Source organism: Janibacter limosus (assembly GCF_004295485.1).
GTDB lineage: Bacteria > Actinomycetota > Actinomycetes > Actinomycetales > Dermatophilaceae > Janibacter > Janibacter limosus_A.
Window position 1 is genome coordinate 588,258 of record NZ_CP036164.1, and the last position, 22,864, is coordinate 611,121.

The window sequence follows — 22,864 nt, forward strand, 5'->3', positions numbered from 1 at the left end:
CGCGCGGACGAAAGGTCGGCGAGCTCCCTTCCAACCAGCGCCTCTGATCTTCCAGTGGATGCCGACTCGCCCAGGAATCGTCCGCGCGTTTACCTCCACCGGGTGGCTGGGGCCTCCACCGGGTGGCTGAGGCCTCAGTAGGTCGAGGAAGGCGCGGCGTCGGCGGTCCGGCCGGGCTCGGGGACGACCAGGCCCGCAGCGCCGACCTGCTCGGCCTCGGCCAGCAGACCGGCCGTGCTCGAGGTGCCGATGCGGGTGACGCCCTCGGCGGCCATCGCCAGCAGGGTCGGGATGTCGCGGACGCCGCCGGAGGCCTTGACCTCCATCTGCTGCGGGGTGTTGGCGCGCATCAGGGCGACGTCGGCGAGGGTGGCGCCGCCTCCGGCGAAACCCGTGGAGGTCTTGGTGAAGTCCGCGCCCGCGTCGGCGCTCGCCCGGCAGGCGTCGATCTTGGCGCGCTCGTCGAGCAGCGCGGTCTCGAAGATCACCTTGACGATGACCCCGGCTGCGTGACCGACCTCGACGACCGCGGCGATGTCGTCACGCACGGCGGTGACGTCCCCACCCCGCAGACGGCCGATGTTGAGGACCATGTCCAGCTCGGTGGCGCCGTCGGCCAGCGCCTGCCGCGACTCCGCGACCTTGGCGGCCGTCGAGGTCGTGCCGTGGGGAAAGCCGATGACCGTGCACACGCGCGTCGGGCTCCCTTCGACCTCGGCGATGGTGGCCTTGGCGAGGGCCACATCGCTCGGCCGCACGCAGACGCTCCAGATGCGCTGGGCGGCGAGCTCGCGGACAGAGTCCGCGACCTCGTCCGGGGTCAGCTCCGGCTTGAGCAGGGCGTGGTCGATCAGGTCGGCGACGTCCTGGACGGACAGCGTCGAGCCGGGGGCGAAGGGGGGACGACGAGTCATGAGATCACCCTAGGTGGTCGACCCAGCGCGACCCCACCTGGCGGGCCTGCCCCGCACCCGTAGTGAGCTCGGCGACGAGCGGAGCAAGCGCCTCCTGGTCATCGGCCGGCACACCGAGCCGCAGGGTCACCTCGGCGCCGTACTCGGTGTCGAGCACATGGACCCCGCGGGAGCGCAGCTCGTGCTCGAGCCTCCCGGCCTCGGTGTGCGCGACGACCAGTTCGTGCTCGAGCACCAGGGCCCGGCGCAGGGTGCCCACGGCATCCAGCCCGGCCCGGACCGAGTCGCCGTAGGCCCGCACGAGCCCACCGGTCCCCAGCAGGACCCCGCCGAACCAGCGCGTGACCACCGCGACCACGTCAGAGACCTCGTGGCCCATGAGGACCTCGAGCATCGGGGCGCCCGCCGTGCCCGACGGCTCGCCGTCGTCCGAGGACCTGGCGATCTCGCCACCGGGCCCGATGACGAAGGCCGAGCAGTGGTGGCGCGCGTCCCAGTGCTGCCTGCGCAGCCTCTCGACCACGGCCCGCGCGTCGTCCTCCGACTCCACCCGCTCGAGGGTGCACAGGAACCGGGAGCGCTTGACCTCCAGCTCGGCCTCGCCGTCGCGGGCGATCGTGAGGTAGGACGTGGTGGTCATCGGTGCGTCAGGCTCCGGACAGCTCGCGCTCGGCCCGGGTCGGCGTCGCGCACCGGGCGCCGAGCGCCTCGTGCCGGGCCACGACCCGCGGCTCGTCGCGCATGAGCACGAGCCCGCGACGCACGAGTGTCAGCGGCGGTTTGCGGCGCTCCTTCAGGTCCCGCGCCAGCCGGAGGAAGAAGGTCTTGAGCCGGTGGTGGCGGATGCACCACGCCGAGTGCAGCAGACCCGCGGCACGCAGCGCCGGGATCGCCTCGGCGGCGAAGATCCCCTCCGCGATGACGAGGTCGTCCGGGAGCGCGGTGATCGTGTGCTGCCCCACGGCCCGGGAGACGCTGATGTCGTAGACGGGCATGGCCGCCGTGCCCGTCGTGAGGAGGGTGCGCAGGGCGACGATCGCCGCGTCCTCGTCCCAGCTGTCGGGGTGGTCCCAGTCGATCATTCCGAGCTCCGCGCTCACCGGCAGGCCCGGTGCGTCGGCGTCCTTGTAGAAGTCGTCGAGCCGCACGACCGGCCAGCCATGGGCCCGGCGCAACCGGTCCGCCAGCCGCGACTTGCCCGACCCGCTCGGCCCGGCGAGCACCACGACACGGCCGTGGGGGAGGGACGGGGCAGGCGTGGGCACGAAGGGAGAGTCTAGAGGGCGGTCAGCCCCTCCATGGCGGCGCGTACAGCGGCCAGGCGCCGGGCGGCCCGCTCGCGCGCGCCCGTCAGGTCCTCGGGGCCGGCGACCGGCTCGATCGCCTCGAGGTAGACCTTGAGCTTGGGCTCGGTGCCGGAGGGTCGCACGATGATCCGCGAGTCGTCGGCCAGGAGGTAGCGCAGACCTTCGGTGGGCGGCAGGCCCCCGGCACCGGCGGCCAGGTCCTCGGCGCTCGCCACCGGCGACCCGGCGACCTCGGCCGGTGGGGACTGCCGCAGTCGGGCCATGATCCGGCCGATGTCCGCGAGGTCCTCGACGCGGATGGAGAAGGCATCGGTGGTGTGGACGCCGAGCTGGGTGTGCAGGTCGTCGAGGACCGACTGGAGGGTCCTCCCTTCGGCCTTGAGGATCGCGGCGAGCTCGGCGATGAGCAGCGCGGCGGAGATCCCGTCCTTGTCCTTGACGAGGTCGGGCGCGACGCAGTAGCCGAGCGCCTCCTCGTAGCCGTAGTGCAGGCCCTCTACGCGGGCGATCCACTTGAAGCCCGTGAGGGTCTCCTCGTGGGGGACGCCCGACTGACGGCACATCGCGGCCAGCAGGCGCGAGGAGACGATGGAGCTGGCCATCCGGCGGCCCTCGGGCACGCCGCGCATCAGCAGGTGCGAGGCGAGCAACGCACCCAGCTCGTCGCCGCGCAGCAGTCGCCAGCCACCCTCGACCGCGGTGTCGGGGACGGCGACCGCGCACCGGTCGGCGTCCGGGTCGTTGGCGATGACGAGGTCGGGCTGCTGCTCACGAGCCGCCATCAGGGCGGCATCCAGGGCGCCGTCCTCCTCGGGGTTGGGGAAGGCGACCGTCGGGAAGTCGGGGTCGGGCTCGGCCTGCGACGCCACCTTGCTCGGTGCGGCGAACCCGGCTCGGACGAAGGCCCGCTCGACCGTCGCGTCACCGACCCCGTGGAGCGCCGTGTGCAGGACGGTGATGTCGCGCGGGGTGTCCGCCGCGACCACGCCGGCCACCGCGTCGAGATAGGCCTCGAGCAGCTCGTCGCCGAGGACCTCCCACCCGGCCTCCGCCCGGGGGACCGATGCGACGGTCGCGACGCGCGCGATCTGCGCGGCGATCTGCTCGTCGCTCGGCGGCACGATCTGGCTGCCGTCGCCGAGGTAGACCTTGTAGCCGTTGTCCTGCGGAGGGTTGTGGCTCGCGGTGACCATGACGCCCGCGTCGGCGCCGAGGTGCCGGATGGCGAAGGCCAGCACCGGCGTGGGCAGCGGCTCGGGCAGCAGCACCGCGCGGCCACCGGCCCCGACGACGACCGCGGCCGTGTCGGTGGCGAAGGCATCGGAGTTGTGGCGGGCGTCGCGACCGATGACGACGAAGGCGCCGCCCAGAGGTGCGACGGAGTGGGTCCCACGTTCCGCGTGGGCGCCTCGAAGGGGGGAGTCCGTCACGGTCTTGAGGTGGGCCACCAGGCCCGCGGCGGCGCGGATGACGACGGCGCGGTTCATCCGGTGCGGGCCGGCGCCGAGGGCACCGCGCAGTCCGGCGGTGCCGAACTGGAGCAGGCCGGTGAAGCGGTCGGTGAGGTCGGCGACCGCGGTGGGGTCACCCCCTTCGGCAGCAGCGATGACCGCCTCGAGCTCTGCGCGGGTGGCCGGGTCGGGGTCGTCGGCGGCCCACTCGCGGGCGGCGCCGACGAGGTCGTCGATGGCGCCCGTGCTGGTGTGGCGAGCCGCGTACTCGACCATCAGATGCGCCCGACGACGCTCGCCAGGAGGGTCCCGCAGCGTTCCGCTGCAGCCTGCCCGGCGGCCACCACCTCGTCGTGCGCGAGGGGCGCGTCGCTGATGCCGGCTGCGGCATTGGTGACGAGGGAGACGCCCAGCAGCTCCAGTCCGGCCTCGCGAGCGGCGATGGCCTCCAGCGCCGTGCTCATGCCGACGAGGTCGGCACCGAGGATCCCGGCCATGCGCACCTCGGCCGGCGTCTCGTAGTGGGGGCCGGGGAACTGGGCGTAGACGCCCTCGTCGAGGCCGGGATCGATCTCACGGGCCAGCCCACGCAGGCGGGGCGAGTACAGGTCGGTGAGGTCGACGAAGTTGGCCCCCTCGATCGGGGAGGTCGCCGTGAGGTTGATGTGGTCGCTGATGAGGACGGGGGTGCCCGGCGCCCACTCCGGGCGCAGCCCGCCGCACCCGTTGGTCAGGACGATCGCCCGGCAGCCGGCGGCCGCCGCGGTGCGCACGGCGTGCACGACGGAGCGCACGCCGCGGCCCTCGTAGAAGTGGGTGCGGGTGCCGAAGACCAGGGCACGACGGCCCGTGCCCGCGATGTCGATCGAGCGCATCTGCCCGGAGTGCCCGGCGACGGCCGCGGCCGCGAAGCCCGGCACCTCGGCCTGCTCGACGGTGGCGACGGTCTCCCCGACGAGGTCGGCGGTCTGCCCCCAGCCGGACCCGAGGACGAGGGCGATGTCGTGGCTCGCGACGCCGGTGCGCTCGGCGATCACCGCCGCGGCGTCACGGGCGAGGGCGAAGGGGTCCTGGCTGTCGGTCTGCTCGGTCACAGCCGCAATCTACAAGGGTGGTTGGATGGGTGGCGTGACTCGAACCAGCTCAGTTGTGATCCTCGGCGGCGGACCCGGTGGCTACGAGGCAGCACTCGTCGCCGCGCACCTGGGGGCCGACGTCACCATCGTCGACCGCGACGGCATCGGGGGCGCCGCGGTGCTCACCGACTGCGTCCCGAGCAAGACCCTCATCGCGACCGCCGACTACCTCGGTGGCATCGAGACGGCGGCCGACCTCGGTGTCCACCTCGAGGACCACGAGGGTGACGTCGCCACGCAGACCGTCGCCGAGCTCGACGCGATCAACCGTCGGGTGCTCAGCCTCGCGGCCGCCCAGTCGGCGGACATCTCGGAGCGGCTGGCCGAGGTCGGTGTGCGGGTTGTCCCCGGGGCCGGTCGGCTGGCCGCCCCGGGTGAGGTCGTCGTCGAGGGCGAAGGGGGGACCCCCGAGACCCTCCACGCGGACGTGGTCCTGGTGAGCACCGGTGCGACGCCACGGGTCCTGCCCACCGCGCAGCCCGACGGGGAGCGGATCCTCACCTGGCAGCAGATCTACGCGCTGCCGCAGATCCCCGACAAGCTGATCGTCGTCGGCTCGGGAGTCACGGGCGCCGAGCTGGCGCAGGCCTACCTCGGTCTGGGCACCGATGTCACGCTCATCTCCTCGCGCGACCTCGTCCTGCCCGGCGAGGACCAGGACGCGGCCGCGGTCATCGAGGACGTCTTCCGCCGCCGCGGCATGACGGTGCTCAACCGCTCACGGATGGCCTCCGCGGAGCGTCGCGGCGACGGGGTCGTCGTCACCCTCGAGGACGGTCGCGAGGTCGAGGGCAGCCACGTCCTCATCGCGGTCGGCGCCGTGCCCAACACGAGCGGCATCGGCCTCGAGGACATCGGCGTCGAGCTCAGCGAGTCCGGGCACATCGTCACCGACCGGGTCTCGCGCACCTCGGTGCGTGGCGTCTACGCCGCCGGCGACTGCACCGGTGTCTTCGCGCTCGCCTCGGTCGCGGCCATGCAGGGCCGCACGGCGATGGCGCACGCACTGGGTGACGCGGTGACCCCCCTTCGCCTCTCGGCGGTGTCGGCCAATGTCTTCACCGATCCGGAGATCGCGACCGTCGGGATGAGCGCCGCGGACGCGGCGGACAACTCCGACGTCGAGGCGGTCATGATGCCTCTCTCCCGCAATGCCCGCGCCAAGATGCTCGGCATCGACGAGGGCTTCGTCAAGCTCTTCGCCTACCGGGGGACCGGCACGCTGCTCGGTGGGGTCGTCGTCGCACCGCGCGCCTCCGAGCTGATCTTCCCCGTGGCCATCGCGGTGCAGAACAGGCTGTCGGTCGACCAGGTGGCCTCGACCTTCACCGTCTACCCCTCGCTCACCGGCACGCTCGCCGAGGCGGCCCGACGGCTGCACCCTCTCCACGGGGGGTGAAGCGCGGCTAGGGTCGATGCAGGGCCGACCGCCGGCCCGGTGTCGAGAGGGCCGAGCATGAGCAACAACCCGCAGAAGTTCAACGGTGGCGAGTACGTCGACAAGGCGCGTGACGCGGCCAGGGACAACCCTGACAAGGCGCGCAGCGCGATCGACAAGGTCCAGGAGGCGGCCAACCGGCGCACCGGTGGCAAGTTCGGGTCGCTGATCGAGAAGGCTGGCGACTTCGTCGAGGACAAGCTCGGTCTGCCGGCGGAGACGAAGGACGAGCCCCGCGCCGACCCCAAGGCCGACTCGTCCGCCGAGCCCAAGGCCGAGCCGACGCCGGAGCCCCAGGCCGAGCCGGCCCAGCCCGAGGGTCAGTCGGACTCGACGGGACCGGGCAAGCTGCCCGGCTGATCCAGCTGCAGGTCCACGGTCAACGACTGACCGCCGACCGTGAGGATCTGGCTGCGGCTCGTCCCCACACCACGGTCGACGGCGGTGAGGTCGTACGAGCCCGCCGCAGGCAACGGCAGGCGGTAGCGCCCTTCGTCATCGGTGCGCACCCACGAGACCGAGCCGCCGGTGCGCTTGGTGATGACGACCGACGCACCGGGGCGGAGCCTGCCGCGCTCGTCGGTGACCTTGCCGCTGACCGTGAGGCGGTCGGTCATGACGAAGGGGGACAGCCGCTGGCTGTCGGTGAGGTCGACATAGGCCGACACCGGTGACCAGCCCGGGGCGGTGGCCACGAGCAGGTGGCGGATCGGGCCCCCCGTCGCGACGCTGAAGTCACCTGCGGAGTCGGTGTGCGACCAGTCCATGTGGCTGCCACGGCCCCCCATCACGGTGACGACGGCGCCGCCGATCCCCCTTCCCTGGGCGTCGACGACCTGGCCGCGCACCACGTGGTCGGCGGTCAGGGACTCGGGGGAGCGGGTGTCGCCCTCGGCGAGCCGTCGGCGGGCGAAGGGCAGGACGAGTCCGAGGCTCACGACCGAGGCGCCAGCGGCCAGGACGAACATCGTCGCCATGCCACCGAAGGTCGGGAAGGCGCTGCCGCTGGTGATCGTCGCCGCGAGGACGGCGGCGGTGACCGCGCTGGCGGTCGAGGTCCCGACGGAGCGCAGCAGGGTGTTGAGCCCGTTGGCCGCGGCCGTCTCGGTGACGGGCACGGACTGCATGATCAGTGTCGGCAGCGCCGAGTAGGCCAGCGCGGTGCCCACGGTGACGACGACGGTGCCTATGACCACCCACGCGATCGTGTCGCTGAACGGGATCCGGGCGAGGTACGACACGGCCATGATCGCGGCCCCCGCAGCGATGGCGATCTCGGCGCCGAAGCGCCGGGTCACCCACCCTGAGAGAGGTGCGAGGACGCCGAAGGCGACCGCTGACGGGGCCATCCACAGCCCGGCGTGCAGGGCGTCGAGGCCCAGACCGTAGCCCGTCTCGACGGGGGTCTGCAGCTGCTGGGTCGACACGAGCATGTTGATGAACATCGCGAAGCCCATGAAGATCGAGATGGCGTTGGCGACCATGACGACGGGCTGTGCGGCCGTGCGGATGTCGACGAGGGGGCTGGGGATGCGCAGCTCGAGCGGGACGAAGACCGCGAGCAGCACGATGCCCGCGGCGAGGCAGCCGAGGGTCCGGGCATCGATCCAGCCCCAGTCGGAGCCCTTGGAGACCGCGAGCAGCAGCAGCACGAGCGCCAGGCTGAGCAGCACGGCACCTCGCACGTCGAAGGCTCCGGCCGTGCGGACATTGGACTCGGACACGGTGGCCAGGACGAGCCCGATCAGCAGCAGAGCGAGCACCCCGGGCAGCCACAGCACCACGTGCCAGTCGAAGGCCTCGGCGAGGAACCCGCCGAGGGGCAGGCCGACGCCGGCACCGATGGCCAGGGTCGCGCTCATCAGGGCGACGGCGAGCGGGACCTTGTCCGGGTCGAGCTCGTCGCGCATCGTGGCGATACCGATGGGCACGAGCGCCATGCCCATGCCCTGCAGGGCCCGGGCGAGGATGAGGAAGGGGAGCGAGGTCGACAGCCCGCCCACGAGCGCCCCGAGGGCGACGATCGCCAGGGTCACCAGGATCATCCGGCGCTTGCCGTACATGTCGGCCATGCGGGAGATGACCGGCGTGGCCACGGCACCGGCCACGAGGGTGGCGGTGATCATCCACGACGCATTGCCGGCGGTGGTGCCGATGAGGCCGGGCAGGTCGGGGACGAGAGGAAGCACCATCGTCTGCTGGAGCGAGACGACGGTGCCGCACAGGGCGAGGACCGCGATGACGACGCCGCCCCCGCCACGCCCGGTGGGCGTGGCGGGGGCGGCGTCGATGCTCGAGGTGCTGGCGCTCATCAGTCCTTGATCTCGGCGATGACCGCGCCGTTGCTGACGGTGGCACCGACCTCGGCCGTGAGGCCGGTGATCGTGCCCGCCTTGTGGGCGTTGAGCGGCTGCTCCATCTTCATCGCCTCGAGGACGACGATCAGGTCACCCTCGGCGACCTGCTGCCCCTCCTCGACGGCGATCTTGACGATCGTGCCCTGCATGGGCGCGGTCAGGCTGTCGCCGGATGCAGCGGCACCGCCGCCACCTCCGCCGGAGCGCTTGGGAGCCTTCTTCTTGGCCGCGGCGCCACCGCCACCACCGAGGGACAGGCCGCCCGGAAGCACGACCTCGAGGCGCTTGCCGCCGACCTCGACGGTGATCTTCTGGCGCTCGCCCTCGTCCTCGGCGGCCTCGCCGATCTCGCCACCGTAGGGCGCGATCTGGTTGTCGAACTCCGTCTCGATCCAGCGGGTGTGGATGGTGAAGGGAGTGCCGTCGGCCGGGGCGAAGGCCGGGTCGGACACGATCGTCTGGTGGAAGGGGACGACCGTGGGCATGCCCTCGACGACGAGCTCGGAGAGAGCGCGGCGGGAGCGCTCCAGTGCCTGCTCGCGGGTGGCGCCGGTGACGATGAGCTTGGCGATCATCGAGTCGAAGGCGCCGGCGACGGTGTCGCCCTCGACGATGCCGGCGTCCCAGCGCACGCCCGGGCCGGTCGGCACGGTCATCTTGGTGACGGTGCCGGGTGCCGGCATGAAGTTGCGACCGGCGTCCTCGCCGTTGATGCGGAACTCGAAGGAGTGACCGCGGGCGATCGGGTCGTCGTAGCCGAGCTCCTCACCGTCGGCGATGCGCAGCATCTCGCGGACGAGGTCGATGCCGGTGACCTCCTCGCTCACGGGGTGCTCGACCTGGAGGCGGGTGTTGACCTCGAGGAAGGAGATCGTGCCGTCCTGGGCGACGAGGTACTCGCAGGTGCCGGCGCCGACGTAGCCGGCCTCCTTGAGGATCGCCTTGGAGGCGCGGACCAGCTCAGCATTTTGCTCGTCGGTGAGGAAGGGCGCGGGGGCCTCCTCCACGAGCTTCTGGTTGCGACGCTGCAGCGAGCAGTCGCGGGTGGAGACGACGACGACATTGCCGTGCTGGTCGGCGAGGCACTGGGTCTCGACGTGGCGGGGCTTGTCGAGGAACTTCTCGACGAGGCACTCCCCGCGGCCGAAGGCCGAGACGGCCTCGCGGACCGCGGAGTCGAAGAGCTCGGGGATCTCCTCCATGGTGCGGGCGACCTTGAGGCCACGACCGCCACCGCCGTAGACCGCCTTGATGGCGATCGGCAGGCCGAACTTCTGCGCGAGCGCGACCACCTCGTCGGCGTCCTTGACCGGGTCCTTGGTGCCGGGGGCCAGCGGGGCGTTGGCCTTGACGGCGATGTGCTTGGCCTTGGCCTTGTCGCCGAGGGCGTCGATGGCCGCGGGGCTCGGGCCGATCCAGATCAGCCCGGCGTCGAGGACGGCCTGGGCGAACTCGGCGTTCTCCGCGAGGAACCCGTAGCCGGGGTGGACCGCGTCTGCACCAGCGTCCTTGGCGACCTGGAGGAGCTTGTCCTGCAGGAGGTAGGAGTCGCCGGGGGTCGTCCCACCCAGCGCGTACGCCTCGTCGGCGACCTTGACGTGCAGGGCGTCGCGGTCGGGCTCGGCGTAGACGGCGACGGAGCCGATGGCGGCGTCGGCGCAGGCGCGGGCGATGCGGACGGCGATCTCGCCGCGGTTGGCGATGAGGACTTTGCTGATGGCCATGGGTCGCAGACTACTGGGTGGTCGAGGCGTCCGGTGGCCCGCCCGCATCGTGGCCCGCGCCACGCTCCCTTCGCCCGGACCGACGCGGACCGCGGCCCGTCAGCGGCGGTCGCTGCTGCTCAGCGTGCACCCGGGACGAAGGGAGTACCCCGCCCGGATGTCGTCGGCGCGGGAGCGGGCGAGGTTCCACTCGGGCCAGGTGCTCCCTCCGTCCTGTGTCGACGAGCGGGAGATGACGCACGCCTTGACCTCGGCCGGCAGGTCGCTCTCGTGGATCGTCGGGACGGCGTCGTCACCCAGCTGCGAGAGGTAGAAGGAGTCGATCTCGCCGGTCTCCTGGTAGAGGGCGATGTTGCGGTCGGCGACGAAGCCGTTGACATTGCCGAGCGAGAGCCCGGCGACGAGGACCGCCGCCGAGACGAGCGCGAGCCGTCCCAGCCAGCGACCGCCGACGAAGAGCGAGACGAGCACGCCGAGGACGACGATGCCGAGCCAGACCTCGAAGGCGTCGACGTTGACCCGCAGGGTCGTGTAGCCGAAGGCGTCCTGGTAGAGGGCCATCCGGCGCAGCGCGGAGGCGACGACGAGGAGGGTGAGGACGCAGAGGACGGCGTTCATGACCGTCATGACGCGCCGCTCGCTTGCGGTGTCGGCGCGGCCCCAGGACCGCACGCCGGCGATGAGCAGGAGCACGAGGGCGGTCGCGAGGGTCAGCTGGCCGAAGCCCTGCCGGGCCGACTCGGCGTAGGTGACGCCGGCGGTGCGCATCACGTAGTCGTGCCCGCCGATGGTCGCCGCGGCCTGGGCGGCGATGAAGACGACGAAGACCGCGATGACGACACCGAGCGGGATCTGCCACTCGCGCACCGGGATCCGTCGGTCGGTGAGGCGGCTGGTGCGCAGCTCGTCGACCGCCGGCGGGTTGATCGCGAGGTAGAGGCCGGCGAGCATCACGCCGGCGAAGAAGACGAGGGTGAAGGCACGGAAGACGAGCAGGTCGCTGATGTCGGGCACGAGCGCCGACGCCCAGGACCCGAGCACGGCGTCGGCGGAGGCGAGCAGGCCCCCGAAGACCAGGAGCAGCACGAGGCTGACCACGCTGGTGCGCAGGGCCGCCCATGTCCGGCCGTGCTGCCCGAGCAGGCGGACCGTGCGGTCGATGAGCGGCAGGCCACGCAGCGCAGAGGCCGGCCACGCAGCGACCGACGCGACCATGGCGCTGACGCGATGCGCGTCGGTGCAGGCGACGGCGGCGAGCACCCCGGCCATGACGGCCGCGAGGAAGATGTAGCCCGGGTGCGCGGTGAGGATCGTCGTCAGGCCGAGGGGGAGCGCGAGGGCCGCGGTGACCCACGACCAGCGGTTGGAGCGGCGCGGTGAGGCGAGCCACAGCGAGGCGCCGCCCGCGACGAGGACCAGCAGCAGCCCGAGCCCGAGGGCGTTGTCCGGCAGCACGATCGCCGCGAGGAGGCCGACGGCGAGGGCGGCGAGGACGAGCCTCGGTTGCGGTGCGGTGACCCTCTCGGGCCACCACCTCGACCACGAGAGCGAAGGGAGTGCTGCCGGCACCGCTCCCTGAGGAGGCGCGCCAGCGCCGTCTCGAAGGGGAGGCGTGGTGGGGACGGGCTGCACGGACATGGTGCTCTCCTGGGTCGGTGTGGGCACGGGCCGGTCGGTGGCCAGTGGTGCGGGCGAAGGGGAGGAGTTGGGTGGGGTGAGCGGCAAGGTCATCCGGATCTGCGCGCCATCGTCGGCAGGCAGCGCGCGGATGGTCCCGCCGTGCATGGTGACCACCCAGGCGGCGATGGCCAGACCGAGGCCGGTGCCACCCCCTCCGTCCCCGCCGGGACCGAAGCGGTGGAAGAGGCGCTCGGCGCGCTCCGGCGAGAGGCCGGGCCCGTCGTCGGCGACGGTGAGGGTCCACTGGTGGGCATCGGTGCGGGCGGTCATCGTCACCGTGCAGCCGCTCGGGCTGTGCCGGATGGCGTTGTCGAGCAGGTTGGCGGTGACCTGGGCCAGGCGCGACCGGTCACCGGTGATGGTGAGGTCTACGGGTTCGACGTCGACGACGAGGGAGACGCCGCGCCCTTGGAGGGCAGCCTCGTCGACGGCTTCGTCGAGCAGGTCCTGCACGCGGACTCGACCGGGGGAGAAGGGGACTCCGCGTCCGTCAGGTCGTGACAGGTCGAGCAGGTCGGTGACGAGGGAGCCGAGTCGCTCGGACTGGGCCAGCGCTGCGCGCAGGGTGCTCTCGTCGGGGGGCGTCACACCGTCGGCGAGGTTTTCCAGCAGGGCCTGCTGTGCGCTCAGCGGGGTGCGCAGCTCGTGGGCGACGGTCGCGACGAGGCGACGACGGTGCTCCTCGCTCTGCTCGAGCTCGGTGGCCATCGAGGTGAAGGCGCGGGCGAGCACACCCACTTCGTCCTGGCTGGATGTCGTGATGGCTGCGGCGTAGTCCCCCTTCGCCATGCGTTGTGCGGCGTCGGTCATCTGCAGCAGCGGGGTGGTCATGCCCGAGGCGAGCCACCGGGTGACGACGAGGGCGACGCCGACGGTCGCCGGCAGCCCGAGCCACAGGGGGACCCCTGCGTCGGTGCCGATCGTGCCGACTACTGCGGCGACGAGCACGCTGGCGCCGACGAGCACGGTCAGGCGGGTGCGGATCGAGCTGAGCCCAGCGAGGGGCTGCGAGCGGTTCACTGCCCGGATCCGTCGTCGAGGGCGTAGCCGACGCCGTGCACGGTGCGGATGCGGTGCGCGCCCACCTTGGTGCGCAAGGACTTGATGTGGCTGTCGAGGCTGCCGCGTCCCAGCCCGTCGTCCCAGCCCCACAGGTCGGCGACGATGTGTTCCCGGCGCAAAACGACTCCGGGCTCGCGGGCGAGCAGCGTGATCAGGTCGAACTCGGTCGGCGTGAGGTGCACCGCGTGACCGCTGACGGTGCAGCGTCGGGTGCGCTCGTCGAGGAGCAGTCCGTCGTGCTGGACCGGCCCGTCGTCGCTGCGACCCAGCTCGGCCGCCCGCTCGACCCGCCGCAGCAGGGCTCGGACCCGGGCGACGACCTCGCGCATCCGGAAGGGCTTGGTCAGGTAGTCGTCGGCGCCGACGCCGAGCCCGACGATGATGTCGCTCTCGTCGTCGCGGGCCGTGAGCATGAGGACGGGCACCGGCCGCACGGCCTGGATGCGACGGCAGACCTCGAGCCCGTCGAAGCCGGGGAGCATGAGGTCGAGGACGACGACCTCGGGGGAGTGCTCGGCGAAGGCGGTCACCGCGCTCGGTCCGTCGTGGGCCCGCGTGACCTCGAAGCCCTCGGCCACGAAGCGGTCCGTCAGGGCCTGGTTGATCGTCGGGTCGTCCTCGACGATCAGGACGCGCGGGGAGGGGGTGGGAGGCATGCCCTCAATCTAGGCAGCCGCGCTAAGGGATCGCCGGGAGTAAATCTGCAGATCCTCTGGAGATCCGGACACGGGCGCTCGAGTCCCGCATTTCCTTAAGGTCGTGCGAAGGGGGGAGAGGTCACCCGACCGGGAGGCGGGAGACGAACTGCCGCAGCTGCTCGATGTTGCGCACCTCGTGCATGTCGACGACCTGCCCGTACTGGCTGGCGACCGAGTCGCCGGTGTCCCACATGCCCGACCGCTCGGGGTTGAGCCAGACGGCGTGCTTGGCCCGGGAGACCAGCTCACGCAGGGCGTCCACCTGCGGGTCGGTGCCGTTGGTGCGGGCGTCGCCGAGAATGAGCACGGTCGAGCGCGGCCCCACGGCATCGAGGTGGTGCTCGACGGCGTCGACGAAGGCCGAGCCGTAGTCGCTCGAGCCGTGCCAACGGGTCATCTGCGCCTCCCGGGAGACGCGTTCGCTGATGTCCTCGCCGAACTGCGCCTCGCGCACCAGCTCGGTGATGTCGTCGCAGGTGTTGATGAAGCCGATGAAGCGCACCCGGCGGAAGGCCCCGGCCAGCGACTGGAGCAGCAGCATCGTGAAGCGGGAGAAGCCCGCGACCGACCCCGACATGTCACACAGCAGGACGATGTCGGCGCGGCTGCGGGTGCGCCGCTTGTACGCGGGGCGCACCGGCACCCCGCCGGTGGACATCGCAGCGCGCAGGGTGCGCCGGATGTCGATGGTGCCGCGCGACTGGCGGCGCTGGCGGGCGGCCAGCTTGGCGGCGAGCTTGCGCGACAGGGGCGTGATGACGGCGTGCAGCTCGGCTGCCTCCGCCGTCCCGGTGAGAAGGAAGTCCTTGCGCTCCAAGGGGTCGCGCACCCCGTAGCGGGAGATGCGCTCGCGTCCGCGGACCTCGGCGTTGCGGCGCGCGGCCTCGGTCTCGATCTTGCGACGGAAGGCCCCGACCCGACCGCGGATCTCGTCGCGGTCGTAGCGGTCGCTCAGCTGCTCGGGCCGCCATGCGCTCCCGCCTCCGGGGGGGCCGCCGCCGGAGGCCCCACCGCTGCCGGAGCCGCTGCCGCCCGACCCTTCGCCCGAACCGCCGGTCACATCGCCGGCGTCCCTGGCCCGCTGCAACGCAGCGGCAATCGCCGTCTGCGGGGCGAGGCGCTCGATGGTCTGGTTGGCCGACCAGCCACCCGACGACGACTCGTTGGACAGGCGGCCCAGCTCCTGCAGCGCCCGAGACGCGAGTCGATCGAGCTCGGCCTCGTCGCCGCGGGCCAGCGCGTCGATGAGCTCGTCGCGGATGGCGGCGGCACGCTCACGGGCGCCCGCGGTGTCCGTCGGGGCGGACGGCTCGTCATCGCCTGTCCGGGCCCCGACCGCAGCGGGGAAGTGGATGTCGAAGAGCTGGTCGAAGACCGCCCGGTCCGCGGACCGACGCATCATGGTGGCGGCCAGCCCGGTGCGCAGGCGCTCGCGGTTCTCCAGGCCGAGCGTCCTTGCGGCAGAGGCGGCATCGGTGATCTCCGAGGTGCCGACGGTCACCCCGTGCCGACGAAGGGAGCGGGCCAGGTCGACGAGCCGCTCGCCGAGCGGATCAGGCAAGGGCCCGGTCCAGGTCCAAGGTCCGGGCCGCGAGGTCGATGTCCTCGCGGTGCTTGAGGACGACACCGAGGGTGGCTCGCACCAGGTCGGGCTGCAGGTCGCCGTCCGCGCCGAGGCTGAGCAGCGTGCGCGCCCAGTCGATCGTCTCGGCGACCGACGGCGACTTGCGCAGGCGCATCTCGCGCAGCGCGCCGACGAGTCGCACGACGGACGCAGCGAGGGTCTCCCCGAGGTCGGGCACGGTCAGGCGCACGATCCGCAGCTCGAGGTCGGCCTCGGGGTAGTCGATGTGCAGGTAGAGGCAGCGTCGGCGCAGCGCCTCGGACAGCTCACGGGTGGCATTGGAGGTCAGGACGACGAAGGGGGTCTGGCTCGCCCGGATCGTTCCGAGCTCGGGGACCGTCACCTGGAAGTCCGAGAGCACCTCGAGCAGCAGCCCCTCGATCTCGACATCGGCCTTGTCGAGCTCGTCGATGAGCAGCACGGTCGGGTGCTCGTTGCGGATCGCGGTGAGCAGGGGGCGCGAGAGGAGGAACTCGTCGGTGAAGATGTCCTCCTTGACCGAGCTCCAGTCGGCCTCGTCCGCGCCCCGCGTGTCGTGGTGGGCACCTGCAGCGGTGATGCGCAGCAGCTGCTTGGCGTGGTTCCACTCGTAGAGCGCGCGGGCCTCATCGACACCCTCGTAGCACTGCAGGCGCACGAGCTCGCCGGCCGTGGCGTCCGCGACGGCGGCGCTCAGCGCGGTCTTGCCGACACCGGCCGGCCCCTCGATGAGCAGGGGCTTGCCGAGCTGGTCAGCGAGATAGACAGTCGTCGCGATCGCGTCGGAGGCGAGATAGCCGTGCTCGGCCAGGCGGGTGCTGACGTCGTCGACGGAGGCGAAGCGGGGGGTGTGCGTCATGGTCGCAGTCTGCCTGAGGGCCGGGAGGTGCGTGCGACCTCCTAGGATGCCAACGAGCGAAGGGAGGGCCCATGACCGAGGACATCGACAGCAACCTCAGCCGTCAGCGCGAGTTGTACGGAGCGTCGTTGCGCGAGCTCGCTGACCGCGTCATGACGGCGCTCGGCCTGACCCAGGGGCGTCTCGCGGAGGCCCTGGGCCTCTCGGCGCCGATGCTCTCCCAGCTGCTCTCCGGTCGCCGGGTCAAGATCGGCAACCCCGCGGTCGTCCAGCGGCTCCAGGAGCTGCTCGCCACGGCGGAGGCGGCGCCCGGGCTCACCCCGGACGAGATCGCTGCCCGCATCGCGGCGGCCAGAGAGGTGCAGGGGACCTTCACGACGAGTCGCCAGCCCGGGGAGGGCGACCACGTCACCGCCATGGCGGTGCTGCGCCGGACGGCGTCAGTGGACGATCTCGTCGACGCCTCCCGCCTCATCCGCGATCGGCACCCGCGTCTGGCTGCCCTGCTGCAGGAGGCGGCAGAGGACTCGACCCGTGGGTGAGGTCTTCGCCGGCCGCTACGAGCTGCTCGACCTCATCGGTGAGGGCGGGATGGGCTCGGTGTGGCGGGTCCACGATCGGCGCACCGACGAGGTCGTCGCGGCCAAGGTGCTGCGCCAGTCCGACGCTGTCTCGCTGCTGCGCTTCGTGCGCGAGACCGCCCTGCGCATCCAGCACCCGCACGTCGTCACCCCGCTCGGCTGGGCCGGGGAGGACGACCGGGTCCTCTTCACCATGCCGATCGTCGACGGAGGCTCCGTCGCCACACTCGTCGGGGACCACGGGCCGCTCCCGGCCCCCTTCGTGGCCGAGATCCTGCGTCAGCTGCTCGACGCGCTGGCCACCGTGCACGGCTCCGGCATCGTCCATCGCGACGTCAAGCCTGCCAACATCCTGCTGCGCGCCACCGGGAGCGAGCGTCCATTTGCGTACCTGACCGACTTCGGGATCGCCGTCGGCCTCGACGGCCCTCGGCTCACCGAGACGGACGCGGTCATCGGTACTCGCGGCTACATGGCGCCGGAGCAGCGTCGGGGACAGCTCACTCCGGCGAGCGACCTCTACGCGGTGGGCGCAGTCGCGCTCGAGATGCTCACCGCCCAACGCCCTCCCGTGGACGGAGCGCTCGAAGCGATCCGACCGGATGACGTGCCCGACTCCCTCTGGGAGCTCATGAGCGCGCTCTTGGCCGAGGACCCGGCGTCGCGGCCCGACGCCTCCGGTGCTCGGGACGCGCTCACCGTCACCGAGCTCGCGTGGGTGCCAGGGGCCGCAGGTGATGTCGAGGTCCTGCGTCAGGTCTTCGACACCGAGGGTGACGACGCCGGACTCCTTGAGCCCACCACCTCGGTGAGGGGTCGCCAGGACGAGGACGAAGGGGGCGCATCCCCTGGTCCTCGACCGCAGCGGCAGCCGCAACGTCGACCGCAGCCGTGGATCGCCGTCGTCGTGGCCGCGGTGGCTGCGGTGGTCATCACGGGTGTCCTGCTCGTCTGGTCCCCGTGGTCGGGGGAGAGCTCCGGCGGGGACGGCGCGGGCCCGGGCACGACCTCATCGAGCGCCAGCACGCCGACCAGCCCGGACGAGAGCGAGACCAGCTCGTCGCCTGCCAGCGAGTCGTCGGAGCCGACCCGCACGACCGGGTCCGTCGAGGTCGGGGTCGTCGTCACCCGTGTCGGGCAGCAGTGCGCCTTCAGCGATGTCGGTATGCGGGAGACGACCTCGGACGGCGTCGACGTGCAGTGCCGTCGCGCTGGTGACGGCGCCTACTCCTGGGAACGCGCCGAGCCCTGAGCGCCCTTGCGCCGCAGGCCGAACCACACACCGAGGCCCATGAGGACCGCCGTGAGCAGTCCGCCACCGATCCACGGAAGGGGGGAGCCCCCTTCGTCCTTGCTGGTATCGGACGTGCCGGTCTCCTGGCTCCCGCTGTCATCCTTCTGCGCGCCCGTGGCCGCCGAGTCCCAACCGTCTTGGCCGTCGTACTTCACCGCGCCGGAGGGCTTGCCCTCGACATCGACGGTGAAGGCGACCTTGATTGGCTGTCCGGTCAGATCCTCGCCGACGTCCTTCGTGCTCACGCTGAGCGAGTAGTAGTACCAGCCGCCCATGCTCGACCCGGGAGCACTGTCAGGGTCCCCGAGGGTGTCCGCGTAACGGTTCTTGTAACGGACCTGGCTGGTCGAGATGGACTGGGGATCGCTGTCGCCTCGGCTGAAGGTCCCCGGCACAGGCGTGAGGCCATCCGCGTTCTGACGGTCGGGTGAGTAGACCATCCCCTGGATGAAGACCTGCTCGTGGTTCGCCGCGTCCGCGGGGAAGCGAAAGCCCTGGGTGGGTCCGTTGACGGTGAATCTTCCGATCTGGCCGTCCTCGACCTTGACCCGGTACAGGAGCGTCTCACCGGGCACAAGGGTGTCGACCCAGGTGCCGCTGCTGATCTCGGCAGCGTCGGAAAAGGAGAGTCCGCCGGTGACGGGCTTGGCCTCCCCCTCCGGCAGGTCCTTCTGATCCGGATGCTCGTCGACGATCTCCGGAAGCGCCTCGAGGTTGGTGACAGGAGGCTCCTCGATGACCTGGATCTCCGCGGAGGCCTCCTGCTGGGCTGCCTGGCGGTTCACCAGGACGGTGAAGGTCCCCTTCGCCTGGCACGCATCATCGTCGGGGCCCTCTTCGAGGGGCTGGCCGAGCACCCGTCCGCTCACGGTGACGATGGGCCGGAACCCGTTGCCCGGCCCTTCGAAGGTGGTCTCTTTGGCACACGTGGTGCCGTCCGGCGCGAGGATATTCAGCTCGAGCTTCTCCTGCTCGTTGTCATCCCCGGCACGGTTGGAGTATGTGCTGGGCTTGGTGGTCACAGCGACGTGCAGCGTCGACTCCGCTGTCGTGCGTTCGACCTCGTACGCGCGCCAGGTGTCCTTGTTCGCGGTGAGTTCGTCGGTGTAGAGGCCGGGGGTGAGCTTGGGCAGGTCGGCGGGGGGTTGTTCGTCCTCGACGAGGTCGATGCCGGTGATTGGGGTGCCGTTGAAGGTGAAGTCGCGCACGGCTTGTTGGGAGAGCTTGTTGAGTCTGGTGGTGAGCTCGTCGGCGTCTTTGGCGTCGTAGTAGGTGCCGTCGCCGGCGTCGGCGATGCATCTCAGCTGCTTGCGGGCGGGGTCCTTGACGCCGAAGCCGACGGTGTCGATGCGTAGGTCGACGCCGCCCTTGGTGAGCTTTTTGACCACGGGGCAGGGGTCGGGCACGCAGGACTCCTCGCCGTCGGAGACGAGGATGACATTGCGTGGGCCGGTGTCGCCGAGGTCGTCGATGGCCTTGGTGAGGGAGTGGGCAATGGGCGTTTCGCCCTTGGCCTCGAAGTCGTTGATGGCCTTGGTCAACGCTGGCTTGTCGAGGGGGGCGATGGGTGCGACGAGCTGGGTGTCGGCGCAGGCGGCCTTGGTGGGCTTGCCTCCTTCTTCGGTGGCGCCGTAGACGCGCAGGCCGACGTTGGTGTCTTGGGGCAGCTTGTCGACGACACCGATGAGGGCCTTCTTCGCGGCTTCCATCTTGGTCCCGCCGGAGGGGTCGGCCTCGTTCATCGAGCCGGACGCGTCGAGCATCAGCAGCAACTTGCCCGGGACGTCGGTCGAGGACTCCGTCGCGGCTGGGAGGTGCGCGGTGGACGTCGCGGCGTTGGCGGTGCCGGCGCCGGACAAGGCAACTGTCCCGGTCAGGAGGCCGGCGAGCAGCCCGCGGATCATGCCCGTGGTCGTCAGATGCATCGGATGGTTCCCCTGTGTGGCGTACGAATGTTTGCGATTGCAATCTAGATGTTTGCCATTGCAAATGTCAACGCGTGACATGGCGATCCTAAGTGAGTGGACGGGCGCCGAGGGTGGGAGTCGTGGGTAGCGTGAGCCTCCATGAACCCCCGGGTGATCCACACCGCGCAAGCGCTCGTCGACCTCGTCGTCGAAGTGCCCGACCTCCCCAGGCGAGGTGGCAATGTGATGGCTTCTGCCGCAACGCGATACGCCGGGGGAGCGGTGACCATCCTCCTGGCTGCCGTGCGTTCAGGAGCCGAAGCGGTGCACGCCGGCGCACACGGGCGGGGGCCCAACGGCGACCTCGTGCGGGAAACGCTGACGGCCGAGGGCGTGACGCTCTCGGCGCCCGTCGTCGAGGACCTGGACACGGGCGTCTGCGTGGTCATGGTCGAGCCCTCCGCCGAGCGCACCTTCGTCACCACGCAGGAGGCCGAGCGGCGGATCACGCCGGAGTCGCTGCAGACGAGCGCACCGGTGGCGGGGGACCTGGTCTGCGTGAGTGGATACAGCTTCGTCGGGCGCACCCGGGACCCGCTCATCACCTGGCTGGAGTCGCTCCCCGACGAGGTCGTCGTCGTGCTCGACCCCGGTGCGGTCTTCGCGGAGCTGGACTCCTCCCTTCGCTCCCGCATCGTCGCGCTGACCGATGTCTGGACCGGCAATGGCGAGGAGTCCGAGGACTTCGGTCGGGCGAAGGGGATGGGGCCGGCCGCCGAGGCCGTCGCTGCCCTGCTGAAGCCGGGCGCCGTCGCCGTCGTGCGCGATGGTGAGGAGGGATGCGCCGTGCACGTCGACGGCGTGACCACGATCGTGCCGGGCTACCCGGAAAAGGCGGTCGACACCAACGGCGCCGGCGACACCCACACCGGAGTCCTGCTCGCGGAGCGGGCGAAGGGGACGCCGTGGGCCGATGCCTGCCGCCGGGCCAATGCTGCAGGAGCCATCAAGGTCACCCGGCGCGGACCGACGACCGCGCCCACGGCCGCCGAGATCGACGCCTACCTCGCCACTCGCGGCTGACGTTGGCTTCGAGATGCTTGCTGCGCAAGCTCCTCAGCCAGCGTCGGGACGGGCATCGAGATCTGCGCGACAGCGCTGCTCGAAGGTCTCCAGCTCGGACAAGGCATCGTCGATGTCGCGCCGGCGTTGCTCCAGGTCCTCGCGCCGCTCGTCGATCTGCGAGAGCACGTACTCCAGCTGGCTGCGGTGGCCGCGCGGGGCGTCGTAGAGGTTGATGATCGTGGCGATCTCATCGAGGGGAAACCCGAGGCGCTTGCCGCGCAGGATGAGCGCCAGCCGCGTCCGGTCGCGACGGTGAAACAGGCGCGTTGTGCCCTGCCGCTCCGGGGAGATCAGGCCGATGTCCTCGTAGTGGCGCACCGTGCGGGTGGTGACGCCGAACTCGTCCGCGACCTCGCGGATCGTCCAGGTGTGCTCCCGGTCGGGGGGTGCGCCTGCGGCCACCGCTGCAGGTAGGGGAGTCGCCCCCTTCGTCCGGCTTGTCATGACCGCGAGCATGCTTTACGTTGACGTCAACGTCAAGCAACGGTGCTGGTCGGCCCCTCCGACCCGGCGCCAGAGAAAGGCCGGGCATGTTCGAGCTCTCGCAGGATCACGAGGACTTTCGCGCCAGCGTGCGCGACTTCGCGGAGAAGGAGGTCGAACCGCACGTCGCCCAGTGGGACAAGGACCATCACTTCCCGACGGAGGTCGTCGCTCGCATGGGCGACCTGGGCCTCTTCGGTCTCGTCGTCCCCGAGGCATGGGGCGGCTCCGCCGAGACCGTCGACGGCGTCGTGCAGTCCGACTTCACCGCGCTGTGCGTCGCGATCGAGGAGCTCGGCCGGGTCGACCAGTCGATCGGCATCACGCTGTCGGCCGGGGTCGGCCTGGGCATCAACCCGATCCTCACCTACGGCACCGACGAGCAGCGCGACACCTGGCTGCCCGACCTCGTCGCCGGCAAGGCACTCGCCGGCTTCGGCCTGACCGAGCCCGACGCCGGCTCCGACGCGGGCGGTACCCGCACCACGGCCAAGCGCGACGGCGACGAGTGGGTCATCGACGGCGCCAAGTCCTTCATCACCAACTCCGGCACCGACATCACCTCGCTGGTGACCGTCACCGCCCGCACCGGGACGAGCGACGACGGGCGCCCGCAGATCTCGGCGATCATCGTCCCGAGCGGCACGCCCGGCTTCACCGTCGAGGCGCCCTACGACAAGCTCGGGTGGAACATCTCCGACACCCACGGCCTGAGCTTCTCCGGCTGCCGCGTGCCCGCCGACAACCTGGTCGGTGGCGAGGGGCAGGGCTTCCGCCAGTTCCTCAAGACCCTCGACGACGGCCGCATCGCGATCTCCGCGCTCGCCACCGGCCTGACCCAGCGGATGCTCGAGCTGTCGACCGAGTACGCCAACACCCGCACCGCCTTCGGTCGCCCGATCGGTGCCAACCAGGGCGTCTCCTTCCAGGTGTCCGACCTCGCGGTCATGGCCGAGACCTCGCGCGTGCTCACCTACAAGGCCGCGTGGCTCAAGGACGAGGCCGACCGTGGCCGTCGCTCGGTCAAGGAGGTCGCCAAGGCCGCCTCGATCGCCAAGCTCTACACCTCCGAGGCCGCGGTGAGCGCGACCCGGATCGCGACCCAGATCTTCGGTGGCAACGGCTTCATGGAGGAGTACCCGGTCGCGCGCTTCTACCGCGACGCCAAGATCCTCGAGATCGGCGAGGGCACCTCCGAGGTCCAGCGCATGGTCATCGCCCGCCACCTCGGCCTCCCGGTCTGAG

Annotated in this window: 19 protein-coding genes; 6 read left to right on the forward strand and 13 right to left on the reverse strand. The window is 71.4% G+C overall.

The genetic code is table 11. The features are described from left to right. Positions 1–134: 134 nt before the first annotated feature. From deoC to EXU32_RS02895, 5 genes are read right to left on the reverse strand one after another with little or no spacing between them, the layout of a single operon-like run. Entirely contained in the window at positions 135–914 is a 780-nt protein-coding gene (deoC, locus tag EXU32_RS02875) for a deoxyribose-phosphate aldolase (RefSeq protein WP_130628544.1), read from the reverse strand. A gap of 4 nt (positions 915–918) precedes the next feature. Further along, positions 919–1,554, reverse strand: coding sequence for a YigZ family protein (locus EXU32_RS02880; protein WP_130628545.1), 636 nt, complete (start codon positions 1,552–1,554; stop codon positions 919–921). A gap of 7 nt (positions 1,555–1,561) precedes the next feature. Further along, a complete protein-coding gene (locus EXU32_RS02885) occupies positions 1,562–2,179 on the reverse strand; it encodes a uridine kinase family protein (protein ID WP_242612864.1) in 618 nt (205 codons plus the stop codon). Positions 2,180–2,190: 11 nt separating this feature from the next. Further along, positions 2,191–3,948, reverse strand: coding sequence for a phospho-sugar mutase (locus EXU32_RS02890; protein WP_130628546.1), 1,758 nt, complete (start codon positions 3,946–3,948; stop codon positions 2,191–2,193). Beyond that, positions 3,948–4,766, reverse strand: a complete 819-nt coding sequence (locus EXU32_RS02895; RefSeq protein WP_130628547.1) for a purine-nucleoside phosphorylase — start codon at positions 4,764–4,766, stop codon at positions 3,948–3,950. Before EXU32_RS02895 ends, EXU32_RS02890 begins: the two co-directional genes overlap by 1 nt. A gap of 25 nt (positions 4,767–4,791) precedes the next feature. On the opposite strand from EXU32_RS02895, the gene EXU32_RS02900 reads away from it, so the two are divergent. Next, positions 4,792–6,207, forward strand: coding sequence for an NAD(P)H-quinone dehydrogenase (locus EXU32_RS02900; protein ID WP_130628548.1), 1,416 nt, complete (start codon positions 4,792–4,794; stop codon positions 6,205–6,207). A 57-nt stretch (positions 6,208–6,264) separates the two neighbouring features. Beyond that, positions 6,265–6,606 (forward strand): antitoxin, encoded by a 342-nt coding sequence (locus EXU32_RS02905; RefSeq protein WP_130628549.1) that lies wholly within the window; start codon positions 6,265–6,267, stop codon positions 6,604–6,606. On the opposite strand, the gene EXU32_RS02910 is transcribed toward EXU32_RS02905, so the two are convergent. The 6 genes from EXU32_RS02910 to EXU32_RS02935 all read right to left on the reverse strand — a co-directional run bounded on the left by EXU32_RS02910 (position 6,567) and on the right by EXU32_RS02935 (position 16,229). Beyond that, a complete protein-coding gene (locus tag EXU32_RS02910) occupies positions 6,567–8,558 on the reverse strand; it encodes an MFS transporter (protein WP_130628550.1) in 1,992 nt (663 codons plus the stop codon). The genes EXU32_RS02905 and EXU32_RS02910 overlap by 40 nt on opposite strands. After that, positions 8,558–10,327: an acetyl/propionyl/methylcrotonyl-CoA carboxylase subunit alpha gene (locus EXU32_RS02915; protein ID WP_130628551.1), complete on the reverse strand. Its 1,770-nt coding sequence runs from the start codon at positions 10,325–10,327 to the stop codon at positions 8,558–8,560. Before EXU32_RS02915 ends, EXU32_RS02910 begins: the two co-directional genes overlap by 1 nt. A 99-nt stretch (positions 10,328–10,426) precedes the next feature. Further along, positions 10,427–13,027, reverse strand: coding sequence for a DUF4153 domain-containing protein (locus EXU32_RS02920; protein WP_165399555.1), 2,601 nt, complete (start codon positions 13,025–13,027; stop codon positions 10,427–10,429). Continuing rightward, positions 13,024–13,725 carry a response regulator transcription factor gene (locus tag EXU32_RS02925; RefSeq protein WP_130628553.1) on the reverse strand — a complete coding sequence of 234 codons (702 nt, stop codon included), beginning with the start codon at positions 13,723–13,725 and terminating at the stop codon, positions 13,024–13,026. The genes EXU32_RS02920 and EXU32_RS02925 overlap by 4 nt, the downstream gene beginning before the upstream one ends. A 121-nt stretch (positions 13,726–13,846) precedes the next feature. Next, positions 13,847–15,328, reverse strand: coding sequence for a VWA domain-containing protein (locus EXU32_RS02930; protein ID WP_130628554.1), 1,482 nt, complete (start codon positions 15,326–15,328; stop codon positions 13,847–13,849). Further along, positions 15,321–16,229 (reverse strand): AAA family ATPase, encoded by a 909-nt coding sequence (locus tag EXU32_RS02935; RefSeq protein ID WP_130628555.1) that lies wholly within the window; start codon positions 16,227–16,229, stop codon positions 15,321–15,323. The genes EXU32_RS02930 and EXU32_RS02935 overlap by 8 nt, the downstream gene beginning before the upstream one ends. 71 nt (positions 16,230–16,300) lie before the next feature. Here EXU32_RS02935 and EXU32_RS17395 point away from each other — a divergent pair, with 71 nt between their 5' ends. Together EXU32_RS17395 and EXU32_RS02945 are read left to right on the forward strand one after the other, a co-directional pair. Further along, on the forward strand, positions 16,301–16,771 hold the full coding sequence (locus tag EXU32_RS17395; RefSeq protein ID WP_130628556.1) for a helix-turn-helix domain-containing protein: 471 nt from the start codon (positions 16,301–16,303) through the stop codon (positions 16,769–16,771). Further along, positions 16,764–18,062, forward strand: coding sequence for a serine/threonine-protein kinase (locus EXU32_RS02945; RefSeq protein ID WP_130628557.1), 1,299 nt, complete (start codon positions 16,764–16,766; stop codon positions 18,060–18,062). Before EXU32_RS17395 ends, EXU32_RS02945 begins: the two co-directional genes overlap by 8 nt. Here the strand turns inward: EXU32_RS02945 and EXU32_RS02950 are convergent. Next, complete coding sequence (locus tag EXU32_RS02950; RefSeq protein WP_165399556.1) at positions 18,035–20,029, reverse strand: vWA domain-containing protein; 1,995 nt, start codon at positions 20,027–20,029, stop codon at positions 18,035–18,037. The genes EXU32_RS02945 and EXU32_RS02950 overlap by 28 nt on opposite strands. 141 nt (positions 20,030–20,170) lie before the next feature. On the opposite strand from EXU32_RS02950, the gene EXU32_RS02955 reads away from it, so the two are divergent. Beyond that, positions 20,171–21,094 carry a PfkB family carbohydrate kinase gene (locus EXU32_RS02955; RefSeq protein ID WP_130628559.1) on the forward strand — a complete coding sequence of 308 codons (924 nt, stop codon included), beginning with the start codon at positions 20,171–20,173 and terminating at the stop codon, positions 21,092–21,094. Positions 21,095–21,127: 33 nt separating this feature from the next. On the opposite strand, the gene EXU32_RS02960 is transcribed toward EXU32_RS02955, so the two are convergent. Further along, the gene (locus tag EXU32_RS02960; protein WP_130628560.1) at positions 21,128–21,580 is read right to left on the reverse strand and encodes a MerR family transcriptional regulator; all 453 of its coding nucleotides are present in this window, start codon (positions 21,578–21,580) and stop codon (positions 21,128–21,130) included. 86 nt (positions 21,581–21,666) lie between these two features. Here EXU32_RS02960 and EXU32_RS02965 point away from each other — a divergent pair, with 86 nt between their 5' ends. Next, the gene (locus tag EXU32_RS02965; RefSeq protein ID WP_130628561.1) at positions 21,667–22,863 is read left to right on the forward strand and encodes an acyl-CoA dehydrogenase family protein; all 1,197 of its coding nucleotides are present in this window, start codon (positions 21,667–21,669) and stop codon (positions 22,861–22,863) included. The last annotated feature ends 1 nt before the right edge of the window (position 22,864 follow it).

Coding starts and splice junctions, on each gene's coding strand:
- deoC (WP_130628544.1), bottom strand. CDS start 914: ATGACTCGTCGTCCCCCCTTCGCCCCCGGCTCGACGCTGTCCGTCCAG.
- EXU32_RS02880 (WP_130628545.1), bottom strand. CDS start 1,554: ATGACCACCACGTCCTACCTCACGATCGCCCGCGACGGCGAGGCCGAG.
- EXU32_RS02890 (WP_130628546.1), bottom strand. CDS start 3,948: ATGGTCGAGTACGCGGCTCGCCACACCAGCACGGGCGCCATCGACGAC.
- EXU32_RS02900 (WP_130628548.1), top strand. CDS start 4,792: ATGGGTGGCGTGACTCGAACCAGCTCAGTTGTGATCCTCGGCGGCGGA.
- EXU32_RS02905 (WP_130628549.1), top strand. CDS start 6,265: ATGAGCAACAACCCGCAGAAGTTCAACGGTGGCGAGTACGTCGACAAG.
- EXU32_RS02910 (WP_130628550.1), bottom strand. CDS start 8,558: ATGAGCGCCAGCACCTCGAGCATCGACGCCGCCCCCGCCACGCCCACC.
- EXU32_RS02915 (WP_130628551.1), bottom strand. CDS start 10,327: ATGGCCATCAGCAAAGTCCTCATCGCCAACCGCGGCGAGATCGCCGTC.
- EXU32_RS02925 (WP_130628553.1), bottom strand. CDS start 13,725: ATGCCTCCCACCCCCTCCCCGCGCGTCCTGATCGTCGAGGACGACCCG.
- EXU32_RS02935 (WP_130628555.1), bottom strand. CDS start 16,229: ATGACGCACACCCCCCGCTTCGCCTCCGTCGACGACGTCAGCACCCGC.
- EXU32_RS17395 (WP_130628556.1), top strand. CDS start 16,301: ATGACCGAGGACATCGACAGCAACCTCAGCCGTCAGCGCGAGTTGTAC.
- EXU32_RS02950 (WP_165399556.1), bottom strand. CDS start 20,029: ATGCATCTGACGACCACGGGCATGATCCGCGGGCTGCTCGCCGGCCTC.
- EXU32_RS02955 (WP_130628559.1), top strand. CDS start 20,171: ATGAACCCCCGGGTGATCCACACCGCGCAAGCGCTCGTCGACCTCGTC.
- EXU32_RS02960 (WP_130628560.1), bottom strand. CDS start 21,580: ATGACAAGCCGGACGAAGGGGGCGACTCCCCTACCTGCAGCGGTGGCC.
- EXU32_RS02965 (WP_130628561.1), top strand. CDS start 21,667: ATGTTCGAGCTCTCGCAGGATCACGAGGACTTTCGCGCCAGCGTGCGC.